This window comes from uncultured Xanthomonas sp. (assembly GCF_964278005.1).
GTDB classification, from domain to species: domain Bacteria; phylum Pseudomonadota; class Gammaproteobacteria; order Xanthomonadales; family Xanthomonadaceae; genus Xanthomonas_A; species Xanthomonas_A sontii.
Genome location: NZ_CAXYKF010000023.1, coordinates 378120 through 392327 on the forward strand (window position 1 = coordinate 378120; position 14208 = coordinate 392327).

A 14208-nucleotide genomic window follows, 5' to 3' on the forward strand; every position below is an offset into this window, starting at 1 on the left:
CATGCTCTCGCTCCTGGTGGAATTGAGCGGGTTCGCCGCCGCGTTGCTGTTCATCCTCGGTCTCAAGCGCATGTCCTCGCCGGTGACCGCGCTGCGCGGCATCGTCCTGGCCGGGATCGGCATGCTGGTGGCGGTGGCCGCCGCCTTCGGCTATCTCGCCGACCTGCAGCCCGCGGCGCGTCCGCACGCGCTGACCAACCTGGCCCTGGCGCTGCTGGCGTTGCTGCTGGGCGGTGCCTGGGCCTGGCGCAGCGGCCGCCGTGTCGCGGTGACCGCGATGCCGCAGATGGTGGCGCTGTACAACGGCATGGGCGGCGGCGCCGCCGCGGCCGTGGCCGCGGTCGCGCTGACCGCGCGGCAGCCGCAGCAGGGCGGCCTGCATCTGGCGGTGACCGTGCTCGGTGCGCTGATCGGCGCGATCTCGTTGTCCGGCTCGGTGATCGCCTGGGCCAAGCTCGATGGCCGCATCGACACCGCGTGGCGGTTCAAGGGCCAGAGCGCCTTCAATGCTGCGGTGTTCCTGGCCGCGCTGGTGCTGGGCACGCTGGTGGTCACCGGCACGGGCGGCGCCTGGGCGGCGCCAGCGTTCTTCATCGCCGCGCTGGGCTTCGGCGTGCTGATGACGCTGCCGATCGGCGGCGCCGACATGCCGGTGGTGATCTCGCTGTACAACGCCTTCACCGGCCTGGCGGTGGGCCTGGAAGGCTTCGCCCTGCAGAACCCGGCGCTGATGATCGCCGGCATGGTGGTCGGCTCGGCCGGCACCCTGCTGACCGTGCTGATGGCCAAGGCGATGAACCGCTCGCTGGGCAACGTGCTGTTCAGCAATTTCGGCGACGGCGCCGCGGTCGTGCAGGGCGACGTGCAGGGCCGCATGACCGCGGTCGAGCCGGGCGATGCGGCGACGTCGATGCGCTACGCCTCCAGCGTGATCATCGTGCCCGGTTACGGCCTGGCCGTGGCGCAGGCGCAAGGGCGGCTGTACGAACTGGTGAAGCTGCTGCAGGCCGCCGGCGTCGACGTGAAGTTCGCCATCCATCCGGTCGCCGGGCGCATGCCCGGGCACATGAACGTGCTGCTGGCCGAAGCCGGGGTGCCCTACGACCTGATCTACGACATGGAGGACATCAACGACAGCTTCGCCAGCACCGACGTGGCGCTGGTGATCGGCGCCAACGACGTGGTCAACCCGGCGGCGCGCACCGACAAGGCGTCGCCGATCTACGGCATGCCGATCCTCAACGCCGACCAGGCGCATCAGGTCTACGTGATCAAGCGCGGCCAGGGCAAGGGCTACGCCGGCGTAGAGAACCTGCTGTTCTACGGCGACAACTGCGACATGGTCTACGGCGACGCCGCCGCGGTGCTCAACCGCATGGTGCAGGCGGTGAAGGAACTGGCCGCCTGACCCAACCGCTTCCCGCGCCGGCGCGAGGCGTCCGGCGCTTTCCGACCTTCCACGAGGACACCACCATGACCTATGCGACCCGCAATCCCTATACCGGCGAATTGCTCGCCACCTTCCCGGAGGCCACCGATGCGCAGGTACTGGCCGCGATCGATGCCGCCGACGCCGCGTTCCAGCAATGGAAGCAGGCCCCGTTCGCCGAACGCGCCAGGGTGATGCATGCCGCGGCGCGGCTGCTGCGCGCCAACACCCGCGAGTACGCATGCCTGCTGACGCTGGAAATGGGCAAGCTGATCGGCGAGGCCGAAGCCGAGGTGCGGTTGTCGGCGGACATCTTCGAGTACTACGCGGTCAACGCCGAGCGCTTGCTGGCGCCGGAGCATCTGCCGGTGGCCGATCCGGCCGAGGGCAGGGCGATGGTGGTGCACGAGCCGCTGGGCGTGCTGCTGGCGATCGAACCGTGGAATTTCCCGTACTACCAGATCGCGCGGATCATCGCGCCGCAACTGTCGGCCGGCAACACCGTGCTGCTCAAGCACGCCTCCAACGTCCCACAATGCGCGGCCAAGTTCGAAGCGCTGATGGCCGAAGCCGGTCTGCCGGCGGGGGCCTTCGCCAATCTCTACGCGACCCGCGGCCAGGTGGAGACCATCCTCAACGATCCGCGCGTGCACGGCGTGGCGCTCACCGGGTCGGAAGGCGCCGGCGCCATCGTCGCGGCCCAGGCGGCCAAGGCACTGAAGAAGTCGACCATGGAACTGGGCGGTGCCGACGCCTTCGTGGTGCTGGACGATGCGCCGCTGGAGAAGACGGTGAAGTGGGCGGTGTTCGGCCGCCACTGGAACGGCGGGCAGGTCTGCGTGTCGTCCAAGCGCATGATCGTGGTGCAGGAGGTGTACGACGAATTCCTGCAGCGCTACCGCGCCGGCGTGGCGGCGCTGCGGGCCGGCGATCCGATGGATCCGGCGACCACCCTGGCGCCGCTGTCTTCGCAGGGCGCCGCCGACGACCTGAAGCGGCAGATCGCCGAGGCGGTCAGGCATGGCGCCACCGCGACCGAGGTCGGGCCGCCGGTACCCGTGCATGGCGCGTTCGTGCAGCCGACCCTGCTCACCGACGTCGGCCCGGACAACCCGGCCTACCACCAGGAATTCTTCGGCCCGGTGTCGATGCTGTTCCGCGCCCGGGACGAGGACGACGCGGTACGCATCGCCAACGATTCGCCGTTCGGCCTGGGCGGCTCGGTGTTCACCGGCGACGATGCGCGCGGCGTGGCGGTGGCCAGGCGCATCTCCACCGGCATGGTGTTCGTCAACCACCCGACCATGGTCAAGGCCGACCTGCCGTTCGGCGGCGTGCGCCGTTCCGGCTACGGGCGCGAACTGATCGGGCTGGGCATCAAGGAATTCGTCAATCACAAGCTGATCGACGTGGTCGACATCGACGCGCCGTTCTGAGTGGGCGCCATGCGTCAGGCCAGGCCGCCGGGGGCAACCCCGGCGGCTTTTTTGTGCCGTCGCCACGCCCGGGCCGGGGCGCGTGCCCGGTGCATGCCGGCAGGTCATGCTGCGGGCGCACTTGACCTGGGGCAAAGTTCTTTTGTTTCATGGCGTTATTGGTAGAAATTCATCTTGAATCTGTTAGTCTGCCGGCATGATCCGACGCTCGCTGATTTGCCTGCTCACGCTTGGCCTGGTCGCATGCGCGACCCAGCCCAAGGCGCCTCCGTCGCCGCCGCAGGCCAGCGCGCCGCCGCCTGCGCCGCGTCCGGCTCCGCCGGCCGAGGCCGCGCCGGAAGTGGTGCAGGCGCCACCGGTGGACCTGACCCCGGTCCCGTTCGAGGTCGCCCGCGCCAACTTCGTCCGCGACACCGCGGCCAGGTACGGCATCGATCCGGCGCAGATCGAGGCGACCCTGGCGCAGGCGCAATTCAAGGATGCGATCGTCGCGGCGATGTCGCGCCCGGCCGAGCGGGTCAAGCCGTGGAGCGAGTACCGGCCGATGTTCATCAGCCAGGCGCGCATCGACGGCGGTCGCGCGTTCCTGGCCACGCACCGCGACGAATTGCAGCGGGTGCAGGCGCGCACCGGCGTGCCGGCCGAGGTCATCGTCGCGATCATCGGCGTGGAAACCAGCTACGGCAAGAACGCCGGCTCCTACCGCGTGCTGGATGCGCTGTACACGCTGGCGTTCCGCTATCCGCGCAGCGGCGACCCGGCCAAGCTCGAGCGCGAGGTGCGCCGCGAACTGTTCTTCCGCGATGAGCTCGGCCAGCTGTTCGCGCTGGCCCGCGAGGAGAACCTGGACATCACCGGCCTGATCGGCAGCTATGCCGGCGCGATGGGCCTGGGCCAGTTCATGCCGTCCAGCTACCGCCAGTTCGCGGTCGATGGCGACGGCGACGGCAAGCGCAACCTGTTCACCGACTACGATGACGCGTTCTCGTCCATCGCCAACTACTTCGTCAAGAAGGGCGGCTGGGTGCGCGACGGCGTGGTCGCGGTGCCGGCGACGCTGCGCCCGGGCGCCGAGGAATTCAATCCGACCGACTGGACGCCGACCTACACCCTGGCCGATCTGGCCGCGCGCGGCTACACGCCGACCGCGCCGGTGCCGGCAGCCGCTGGCGGCGCCACGCCGATCACGCTCGACGGCAGCGCCGGCAAGCAGTACTGGCTGGGCTTCCAGAACTACTACGCGATCACCCGCTACAACAATTCCAAGATGTACGCGATGGCCGTCTACCAACTGTCCCAGGCCATCGCCGGCAAGGAGTTACCCCCGGCATGAACCCGAACGCGCTGCTCCGGATCGCTCCCGTCGTCGCTGTGCTGGCGCTGGCCGCCTGCAGCAGCGCCCCGAAGAAGACCGCCGGCGGCGCCGGGCCCGGCATCCGGGTCGAGGGCAAGGGCCCGGCGCACGTCGCCACCGGTTGTCCGTCGACCTCGCCCTACGCGCCGGCCAAGGAAGATCCGTCCAAGCGCGGCAACTACACCGCCGGTGGCCTGTATGCGCCCGGCGTGCGCGACAGCACCCCGGACTACGTGCCCAACGTCGCCTGCATTCCCGAGCCGCTGGTCACCGACGAGCCGCGCTCGGCGATCGGCAACCGCTCCCCGTACATGGTGCTGGGCCGCGAGTACGTGGTCATCGACGATCCGCACAGCTACGTCGAGCGCGGCACCGCCTCGTACTACGGCAGCAAGTTTCATGGCCGGCTGACCTCCAACCGCGAGGTCTACGACATGTACGCGTTCACCGCCGCGCACAAGACCCTGCCGCTGCCCAGCTTCGCCCTGGTCACCAACCTGGACAACGGCGAGTCGGTGGTGGTGCGGATCAACGATCGCGGCCCGTTCCACGATGATCGGCTGATCGACCTCAGCTACGCGGCGGCGGTCAAGCTCGGCATCACCGGCAAGGGCACCGGCCGCGTGGAAGTGCGCGGCCTGACCCCGGCCGACAACGGCGACCTGCTGGCACGGCGCACTCCCGGCCGGCGCCCGGCGACGCTGCTGGCCAGCGCGTCCACCGCCACCGCCACCGCCACACGCGATCCCGCGGCGGTGCGGCGCGCGGCGGACATGGACAACCTGGTCAAGACCCTGCCGGCGAAGTCGGCCGGATCGGCCGGCGGCAGCGTGGCCGCCGCCGCGACCGTGCCGGCGCGCGCCGGCACGGTGGCGGCGGTCGTTGCGCCTACCGCCGCCGCGGCGACCGCCACGGCCGCGGCGCTGCCGGAAGGCGAGCGTTGGCGCTATCGCGTGCAGGACGCGCCGGGCCGGGTCGGCGATGCCGATCGTTTCGACGCCTGGATGAAGTCGCGCGGCGTGCGCGTGGCCACCGGCAAGCCGGCCACGCCCGCGCCCAGCGTGGCCGCAGCGAGCACCCCGGTGCGCGGATCCCGCGGCACCGCGACGACCAGGCCCGCTGCCGCGGCGACCGCCGTCGTGGCCGCCCCGGCCGTCGCAGTGGCGACGCCGGCAGCGCCGCCTCCCGCACCGGTCGCCAGCGCCGCGTCGCGCGCCGACGACGACAGCGCGCGCGGGCCGCTCGGCATCCTGCTGCAGGTGGCCAGCTTCGCCAGCCGCGAGAACGCCAACCGCGCGCTGTCGCAGTTGGCCTCGGCCGGCATCGTCGGCGCCAGCATCAGCGACATCGTCTCCGGTGGCCGCACCCTGTGGCGGCTGCGGGTGGCGGCCGAGGACCATGGCCGCGCCGCCGAGCTGGCCACGCGCATCGCCGGCCTCGGCTTCGGCCGGCCGCAGATCGTCAAGGATTGAGGCGGCGTGCCCGCCACGGCGGGCGGTCGGCGCGCCGATGGCTTAACGCCGGTTCGCGCGCGTGCCCGCGCCGCGCCTGCCCGGGCGCCGGCTCGGCCTACAATGTCGCGTTTTCCATCGGCCTTCGGGCCCGCCAGGAGTCGTTTTAGATGAAACTCCGCTTCGCCGTCGCTGCCGTGGCCACGTTCGCCGTCGGCCTGGTTTCCGCGCAGACGCCCGGTCCGGTTCCCGCGCCGCCGGCCGCCGCCGCCGCCGCTCCGGCCACCGTGGCGATCCCGCCCGCGCCCAAGCCGGCCGTGTCCAAGTCCTGGGTGCTGATGGATTACGCCACCGGCCAGGTGCTGGCCGGCGAGAACGAACACGAACGCGTGGCCCCGGCCAGCATCACCAAGGTGATGACCTCGTACGTGATCGCGGCCGAACTGAAGCTGGGCAAGATCACCCGCGACGACCAGGTCATGCTCAGCGAGCGCGCCTGGCGCGAGGGCGGCGCCGGCACCGACGGCAGCTACAGCGGCTTCCCGGTCAACAAGACCGCGCGCCTGGAAGACATGGAAAAGGGCATGGCGATCCAGTCCGGCAACGACGCGGCGATCGCGCTGGCCGAACACACCGCCGGCAGCGAGGAAGCCTTTGCGTCGCTGATGAACGAGTACGCGAAGAAGATCGGCATGACCGGCTCGCACTTCGTCAACGCCCACGGCCTGTCGGCCGACGGCCACTACACCACCGCCTACGATCTGGCGCTGCTTGGCCGGGCGATGGTGCGCGACTATCCGGAAACCTACGCGTACAACAAGATCAAGGAATTCCGCGTCGGCGACATCACCCAGCCCAACCGCAACCTGCTGCTGTGGCGCGACCCGAGCGTGGACGGCATCAAGACCGGCCACACCTCCGAAGCCGGCTACTGCCTGCTCAGCTCGGCCAAGCGCGGCGACCAGCGCCTGATCGCGGTGGTGATGGGCGACAGCTCCGAGAAGCAGCGTGCCGAGGACAGCCTGGCGCTGCTGAACTGGGGCTTCCGCTTCTTCGAGACCCACAGCCTGTACGAGCCGGGCAAGCAGGTCGCGCAGCAGCGCGTGTGGAAGGGCACCGAGAAGCAGGTGCTGCTGGGCGTGGCGCAGCCGCTGCTGGTCAGCGTACCGCGCGGCCGCTACAACGAACTGAAGCCGTCGATCGAAGTGCCCAAGACCCTCGAGGCGCCGATCAAGCAGGGCCAGCAGATCGGCATGGTCAAGGTGAGCCTGGACGGCAAGGTGGTGGCGCAGGCCCCGCTGGTGGCGCTGAAGGCGGTCGACGAGGCCGGTTTCTTCAAGCGCCTGTGGGACAGCTTCTGGATGTGGTGGGAATCGGAATGAGTGTTTGAAAAAAGCCGGCTGATGCCGGCTTTTTTCTTGGGAATGGAGAATGGGGAATCGGGAATTGGTAAAGCGGTGTCCCGCGACCTGGCGGATTGGTTGGCGGATGGGAAGCCCGCTTTTGCCATTCCCTATTCCCCATTCCCGATTCCCTGCCTCACAGCTTCCGACTCACCGTAAAACTCCCGAACACCGGCGTCTGCCGCTGCAGGTCGAACTCGCGGGTGCGCCAGTAGCGGGCGAGGGCGAACTTCCATTTGCCGCGCATCACCGCCAGGCCGATGCCGGCGTCGCCGACGAAGGGGCGCTTCTTCACGCTGTGGCTGTCGCGGAAGGTGTTGCCGTCCAGAGTGATGTCGCGCAAGACCCAGCGTCCATCGCTGGTCACGAACAGATGCGCCGACCAGCCGCTGCCGACGCTGTCGGCCGGCGGGGCGACGTTCTCGCCGGCGGGACGCAGCGGCGAACTGCCGAAATCGTCCGGCAGCTTCCAGCCCAGACGCAGTTCCATGCCGGCATTGGCGTGCGTGTCCAGCGTACCCAGCGCGCCGCCCCAGTGGCTGATCGCGTCCCACCCCCAGCCGTCGCGGCTGCCGTCGCCTGACCAGCGGCGCAGCCGTTCGTGCAGCACGCGGAACACCGGTTCGTCGTGCAACTGGTTGTCCCAGCCCTGGAACTTGGCGTCGCCGAGCAGGGCGTGCACCGCATCCTGCACCTGCTTGCCCTGCGCCGACGGGCCGATCAGGCCCAGGGTGAGTTGGGTGGTACGCAGGCGGTCGTCGTTGCGCGCGTTGTAGCCGATGTTCATCAGCAACAGGCCGGCGTAGGGGCGGTCGTCCTCGATCAGGTCGCGGCGGGTCTTGTCGGTGGGGGTGAACAGCGCTTGCCCGACCGCGAAGGTCATGTTGCGCTGGGTGAAGTCGCTGTTCGGCTGCAGCCAGGTCAGGGCGCGGTTCGCCGCCCGCGCCAGCCGCGGCAGGCAGGGGTCGTCGGTGTAGTCGCGCAGGTTCGGCGAGACGATGATCAGGCCGAACCCATTGGTATAGCCCTGGTCCTGGCCGGCGCCGCCGAACAGGTCGTTGTCGACGCGGACGTTGACCGTGGGCGCGGTCGCTTCCAGGGTGTCGCGTGGGCATTGCGCGGTGGCGACGGCGGGCGCAGCCGCGGCGGCGAGGGCGACAGCCAGCGGAAGCAACGGGCGGGATGACGGCATGAGCGGCGTCTCTGATCGGAAAGGGAGTGAGCGGCGATGTACGCCTGCAGGCAGTCGGTGCCGGCGCCACCCCGGACCATGAACGCAGCCCGTGCAGTGAAGGATAGGCAAAAGCGCCGTAGCGGACAAATTCGTCCGTTTGGGTTTGTCTGTCCCATTCGCCCTCTTGCCGCGTGAAGGCGATGGTGCGCAATGACCCGCGCAGGAGGGGGGCACCCCCGCGGCGCGCGGCCGCGCCGCACTGGTGTCTTGCGCGCGGTCGGATCTCCGTGCTGCGCGGCTCCGGGATCCCTGGGCGCTGTCTGCGCACCGCGGCCGGCCTTGGGTTTGCCCGGCGCCGGCCCGATAATGCGGACATGGACATCACTTCCGATAACCCCGATCACGGTTTCCAGTTCCCCGGCGTGTTCGAACTCAGCGCCATGGGCACCGCCAACACCGGCCTGGAGGCCGAACTGCCGCGCCTGCTCGCCGCGGCCGGCGTGGAGGTGATGGAGGAGCGCATCAGCTGGAAGCATTCGTCCAACGGCAAGTACGTGTCGGTGCGCATCGCCTTCCGTGCCGTGGACCGCGCCCAGTACGACGCCGCGCATCAGGCGCTGCGCGAACACCCGGAAGTGAAGTGGACGCTGTAGCCGGGGACGCGCCAGTGGCGCCGGCACTGACGCTGCCGCCGTGCGGCGTCCGCCAGCTCGGCCGCCAGCCCTACGAGCCGGTGTGGCGGGCGATGCAGCGCTTCACCGATGCGCGCGACGAGGCCACCCCCGACGAACTGTGGGTGGTCGAACACGAGCCGGTGTTCACCCTCGGCCAGGCCGGCAAGTCGGAACACGTGCTGGCGCCCGGCGACATCCCGGTGCTGCAGGTCGATCGCGGCGGCCAGGTCACCTATCACGGCCCCGGCCAGCTGGTGGTGTACCCGCTGCTGGACCTGCGCCGGCTGCACATCGGCGTGCGTGACTACGTGTGCCGGATCGAGCAGGCGATCATCGACACCCTCGACGAATGGAACATCCTCGGCGAACGCCGCGACGGCGCGCCGGGCGTCTACGTCGGCGGCGCCAAGGTCGCCGCGCTCGGCATCCGCGTGCGCCGCGGCTGCACCTTCCACGGCCTGTCGTTCAACGTGGCGATGGACCTGGAGCCGTTCCACCGGATCAATCCCTGCGGCTACCAGGGCCTGCAGGTGACCGCGGTGCTAGACTTGGGCGGTCCCTCCGGCATGCAGGCGGTCACTCCGGTCCTGCTGGCCCAACTGGCGCGCCAGTTCGGGCTGACCCTGCAGCCGCTCGACGCCTTGCCCGATCTTTCGCTCACGCACGCGGCTTGACCGCCTGCCCGCCGACCACGCCATGACCCAGCCCAGCGCACGCTCCATTCCCTTGCAGGTCCTTTCCGGCGACAGCGCGCCCGCGCCGCTGCAGACCGGCGTCAAGCAGTTGGGCGGCGACAAGATCGCGCGCTCGCCGGTGCAGTTCGCCGACGCGCCGGTGCTGCGCAAACCGTCGTGGATCCGCGTGCGCATTCCCTCCGGCAATGCGGTGCAGAATCTCAAGGCCAAGCTGCGCGAGAACCGCCTGGTCACCGTCTGCGAAGAGGCCAGCTGCCCGAACATCCACGAGTGCTTCGGCCACGGCACCGCCACCTTCATGATCCTCGGCGAGGTCTGCACCCGCCGCTGTTCGTTCTGCGATGTCGCGCACGGCCGGCCCAAGCCGCCGGACGCCGGCGAGCCGGCCAGCCTGGCGCAGACCGTGGCCGACATGGGCCTGAAGTACGTGGTGGTGACCAGCGTCGACCGCGACGATCTGCGTGATGGCGGTGCCCAGCATTTCGCCGACTGCATCGGTGCGATCCGCGTCGCCGCGCCGACCACCCGCATCGAGATCCTGACCCCGGACTTCCGCGGCAAGGGCCGCATGGACCGCGCGCTGGAGATCCTGGCGACCAATCCGCCGGACGTGTTCAACCACAACATCGAGACCGTGCCGGACCTGTACCCGAACGTGCGTCCCGGCGCCGACTACCAGTGGTCGCTGACCCTGCTGAAGAAGTTCAAGGCGCAGCATCCGGCGATCGCCACCAAGTCCGGCATCATGCTCGGCCTGGGCGAGACCCTGGAGCAGGTGCAGGCGACCCTGCGCGACCTGCGTGCGCACGACGTGGACATGGTCACCATCGGCCAGTACCTGCAGCCGACCGCCCATCACCACCCGGTGATGCGCTACTGGACGCCGGACGAATACAAGGCGCTGGAGGAGTACGGCAACGCGCTGGGCTTCAGCCACGTCGCCTCCGGGCCGATGGTGCGCTCGTCCTACCACGCCGATCGCCAGGCGGCCGGCGCCGGCGTCGCCGCCTGAATCGCGTCCTCCTGAGCCGCGTCGTTGATCGCGCCTGTGCGCGGCGACGACGCGCGTTCGTCGTCGCAGGACGACCGTCCGCGCGGCTCCCACCGGCAGCGTTCACATTTCTGCGCAAGCCGGCAGCTAGTCTGCTTCATGAACAGGTGACACGGCCTGCAACTTGCGTCACTGTCGTGTTGTCTCACGCGATGTGCTGCCCCCCTGACGGCCTGGTGCCGAGAGTCCCCAGATGAAATTCAAAGCTTCCGCCTTCCTGCTGGCGTTTGCGCTGACCGCACCGCTGGCGCTGTTCGCCCGTACCGATGCGCCCGCCCTGCCGGCCGCTGCCACCGCCGACCAGGCCACCACCGCCAAGCTGGTGTACGGCCTGCTCTCCGACAGCCGCTACGCCTACCGGCCGCGCGCCCTCGACGAGGCGACCTCCAAGGAGGTCTTCAAGAAGTATCTGGAGACCCTGGACGGCAGCAAGCAGTTCTTCACCCAGGCCGACGTCGACAAGTTCGCCAGCTTCCAGAACAACCTTGGCGCCAACATCGCCTCCGGCCAGCTGGAACCGGCATTCCAGATCTTCGCCGTGTACCGGCAGCGGGTTGACGAGCGCATCGCCTACGCGCGCAAGCTGCTCAAGCAGGACTTCAACTTCGACGGCGACGAGAAGTTCGAGTACGACCGCAAGAATGCGCCGTGGGCCAAGGACGACCAGGAACTGGATGCGCTGTGGCGCAAGTCGGTGATGAACGACTGGCTGCGGCTCAAGCTCGCCGGCAAGAAGCCGGAGGACATCCGCAAGACCCTGGACAAGCGCTACGCCAACCTCGACGACTCGGTGAAGGAACTGAAGAGCGAGGACGTGTTCCAGTTCTTCATGAACGCCTACACCAACACGGTCGATCCGCACACCGACTACTTCACCCCGCGCACCGCCGAGAACTTCAACCAGCAGATGTCGCTGTCGCTGGAAGGCATCGGCGCGCAGCTGCAGAAGCAGGACGACCTGGTGGTGATCCGCGAGGTGATCCCGGGCGGCCCGGCCGCGCTGGACGGCACGCTCAAGCCGGGCGATCGCATCGTCGGCGTCGGCCAGGGCAAGAGCGGTCCGGTCGAGGACGTGATCGGCTGGCGCATCGACGACGTGGTCGCCAAGATCCGCGGCGACAAGGACACCCAGGTGCGCCTGGAGTACATCCCCGCCGAAGCCGGCGTGGACGGCAAGCATCGCCAGGTGCTGCTGACCCGGCAGAAGGTGCGCCTGGCCGAACAGGCCGCCAAGGGCGAGACCATCGAGCTGCCGGCCAAGGACGGCGAGCCGGCCCGGCGCATCGGCGTGATCAAGCTGCCGGCGTTCTACCAGGACTTCGAAGGCCGCCGCCGCAACGCCAAGGACTATGCCTCGGCGACCCGCGACGTGGCCAAGCTGCTGGCCGGGTTCAAGACCGACAAGGTCGACGGCGTGGTGCTGGACCTGCGCAACAACGGCGGCGGTTCGCTGGACGAGGCGATCGAGCTGACCGGCCTGTTCATCGAGCAGGGCCCGGTGGTGCAGGTGCGCGAATCCGGCGGCCGCGTCACCGTCAACAGCGACCAGAACCCGGCCGTGGCCTGGGACGGCCCGCTGGCGGTGCTGATCAACCGCGGCTCGGCCTCGGCGTCGGAGATCTTCGCCGGCGCCATCCAGGATTACGGCCGCGGCCTGATCATCGGCGAGACCAGCTTCGGCAAGGGCACGGTGCAGAACATCGTCGACCTGGACCGCTGGCCGGCCAACGAGACCGACCGCTTCGGCCAGGTCAAGCTGACCATCGCCCAGTTCTTCCGCGTCAGCGGCAGCAGCACCCAGCACAAGGGCGTGGTGCCGGACATCGCCTTCCCGGCCAGCGTCGATGCCACCGAGTTCGGTGAAAGCACCTACGACAACGCCCTGCCGTGGAGCCGCATCGCCGCGGTGCCGCACACCCAGTACGGCAATTTCGCGCCGCTGCTGCCCAAGCTGGAGGCGCTGCACACCACGCGCATCGCCAACGACAAGGAATTCCAGTGGTGGGAAGAGGACGTGCGCCAGTTCCGCACCGAGGCGGCGAAGAAGTACGTGGTGCTAAACGAGGCCGAGCGCCGCGCCGAGCGTGAGAAGCAGGACGCGCAGCGCAAGCAGCGCCAGGAGATCCGCAAGCAGCTCGGCCTGCCGCTGGATCCGCTGGCCGACGACAGCAGCGACGACGGCCTGACCGGCAACGAGCGCGACATCGTCAAGGACGCCGCGCGCGAGAAGCTGGTCGACAAGCGCCCGGATCCGCTGCTGCGCGAATCGGCCTCGATCCTGAGCGATGCGGTCAACCTGCTGGAGAAGGACCGTCCGCTGTCGGTGCAGGTGCTGCCGCAGTCCACCGGCCCGGGGCGCTGGGCCGACTGAGCCCGCGCGCTAGCGTCGCAAAAGCCAACGCGCCATCGCCCAGCGGTGGCGCGTTTTTTTGTGGGAGCGGCGTCAGGCCATCTCTCGCAATCTGTTCCGCCACGCGCAGGCGGATTCTGCTTGTCCGGTAGGAGGGTAATTTCGCGATCAGGTTGCTCCCACATCCCGCGTCGTCGCGACGACGCGGCCATGGGCGCGCGCAATCGCGGCCCTTCGGGTTGGGCCTGGCAGGCGCGCGGCCGGCGCCGCGCTGCTTGACCTAACGGCCAGTCAGGCGCTGCGCCACGCAACGCCGGCCGCGCGCCTGCCAGACCCAACGCGGCATACTCGGGAATTGATGACACGCCCTAGCCCAGCGCCTGCCACACCTGGTGCAGGCCCAGTGCCAGCAAGGTCAGGAAGAACACGCGGCGAAACGCGCTGGCGGAGATGCGTTGGCGCAGCCGCGTGCCCAGCCACATGCCCACGGCAGTGGGCAGCAGCGCCAGCAACGACGGACCCAACGCCTGGGTGGGGAAGGCCCCGTGCGCGACGAGGGCTGCGGCCAGCGCAAGCGTGGCCGCGGCGAAGCAACTGCCGAGCGCGCGCATCAGCGCCTCCCGCGGCAGATCCAGCGCCACCAGATAGGGCAGCACCGGCAACACGAACACACCGGTGGCGCCAGTCAGCAGCCCGGTCGCCAGGCCCACGGGCGCCGCCGCCCAGCGCGCCTGCGATGACGACAGGCGTGCCTGCCACTGACTCAGCCCAAGCACGGCATACAGCGCCAGCAACGCGCCCAGACCGGCGCGCGTCAGCCGCGGGTCCGCGTCGGCGAGGACGCCGGCGCTGCCCCAGGTGCCGGCGACGATGCACGCCAGCAGCGGCCACAGTCGCCGCAGCAGCGCGCCGATGCCTGCGCCCCAGGCTTGTTGCAGGTTGGTCAGTAGCGACGGTAGCGCCAGCAGCGCCGCGGCCTCGGTCGGCGTCAGCCAGAGTCCCAGCAGGCCCATCGCCACCGTCGGCAGGCCCATGCCGGCCACGCCCTTGACGCCGCCGGCGAGCAGGAAGACCAGGGCGATCGGCAGCAGGTGCGGTGCGAGGGTGTCCATGGCATCCAGCATCGGCGCGCCGCGGCGGCCGGACAATGCGCGAATGCTTCAGGCAGACTTCGGCAACGACGAAGGCGGG

General features: G+C 69.7%; 11 protein-coding genes. 9 read left to right on the forward strand and 2 right to left on the reverse strand.

Going from position 1 to position 14208, the window contains the following annotated elements; genetic code table 11:
- Position 1 precedes the first annotated feature (1 nt).
- From ACHWVH_RS15965 to ACHWVH_RS15985, 5 genes are all read left to right on the forward strand, one after another.
- Complete coding sequence (locus ACHWVH_RS15965) at positions 2-1408, forward strand: NAD(P)(+) transhydrogenase (Re/Si-specific) subunit beta (protein ID WP_320745633.1); 1407 nt, start codon at positions 2-4, stop codon at positions 1406-1408.
- A gap of 65 nt (positions 1409-1473) precedes the next feature.
- Positions 1474-2865, forward strand: a complete 1392-nt coding sequence (locus ACHWVH_RS15970) for an NAD-dependent succinate-semialdehyde dehydrogenase (protein ID WP_267122001.1) — start codon at positions 1474-1476, stop codon at positions 2863-2865.
- A 196-nt stretch (positions 2866-3061) separates the two neighbouring features.
- Complete coding sequence (gene mltB, locus ACHWVH_RS15975) at positions 3062-4198, forward strand: lytic murein transglycosylase B (RefSeq protein WP_152180747.1); 1137 nt, start codon at positions 3062-3064, stop codon at positions 4196-4198.
- The gene (locus ACHWVH_RS15980; protein WP_152235591.1) at positions 4195-5691 is read left to right on the forward strand and encodes a septal ring lytic transglycosylase RlpA family protein; all 1497 of its coding nucleotides are present in this window, start codon (positions 4195-4197) and stop codon (positions 5689-5691) included. The genes mltB and ACHWVH_RS15980 overlap by 4 nt, the downstream gene beginning before the upstream one ends.
- 149 nt (positions 5692-5840) lie before the next feature.
- Positions 5841-7052: a D-alanyl-D-alanine carboxypeptidase family protein gene (locus tag ACHWVH_RS15985; RefSeq protein ID WP_394687540.1), complete on the forward strand. Its 1212-nt coding sequence runs from the start codon at positions 5841-5843 to the stop codon at positions 7050-7052.
- Between the two features lie 157 nt (positions 7053-7209).
- On the opposite strand, the gene ACHWVH_RS15990 is transcribed toward ACHWVH_RS15985, so the two are convergent.
- Complete coding sequence (locus tag ACHWVH_RS15990) at positions 7210-8265, reverse strand: lipid A deacylase LpxR family protein (protein ID WP_150409629.1); 1056 nt, start codon at positions 8263-8265, stop codon at positions 7210-7212.
- 356 nt (positions 8266-8621) lie between these two features.
- On the opposite strand from ACHWVH_RS15990, the gene ACHWVH_RS15995 reads away from it, so the two are divergent.
- The 4 genes from ACHWVH_RS15995 (at position 8622) to ACHWVH_RS16010 (ending at position 13038) form a co-directional block, all read left to right on the forward strand.
- Entirely contained in the window at positions 8622-8900 is a 279-nt protein-coding gene (locus ACHWVH_RS15995) for a YbeD family protein (protein WP_010343116.1), read from the forward strand.
- Positions 8888-9595, forward strand: a complete 708-nt coding sequence (gene lipB, locus ACHWVH_RS16000; RefSeq protein WP_394687541.1) for a lipoyl(octanoyl) transferase LipB — start codon at positions 8888-8890, stop codon at positions 9593-9595. The genes ACHWVH_RS15995 and lipB overlap by 13 nt, the downstream gene beginning before the upstream one ends.
- Positions 9596-9617: 22 nt before the next feature.
- Entirely contained in the window at positions 9618-10628 is a 1011-nt protein-coding gene (lipA, locus tag ACHWVH_RS16005) for a lipoyl synthase (RefSeq protein WP_043094712.1), read from the forward strand.
- Positions 10629-10860: 232 nt separating this feature from the next.
- The gene (locus ACHWVH_RS16010; protein WP_017908122.1) at positions 10861-13038 is read left to right on the forward strand and encodes a carboxy terminal-processing peptidase; all 2178 of its coding nucleotides are present in this window, start codon (positions 10861-10863) and stop codon (positions 13036-13038) included.
- Between the two features lie 347 nt (positions 13039-13385).
- On the opposite strand, the gene ACHWVH_RS16015 is transcribed toward ACHWVH_RS16010, so the two are convergent.
- The gene (locus tag ACHWVH_RS16015; RefSeq protein ID WP_295928473.1) at positions 13386-14129 is read right to left on the reverse strand and encodes a sulfite exporter TauE/SafE family protein; all 744 of its coding nucleotides are present in this window, start codon (positions 14127-14129) and stop codon (positions 13386-13388) included.
- Positions 14130-14208 lie beyond the last annotated feature (79 nt).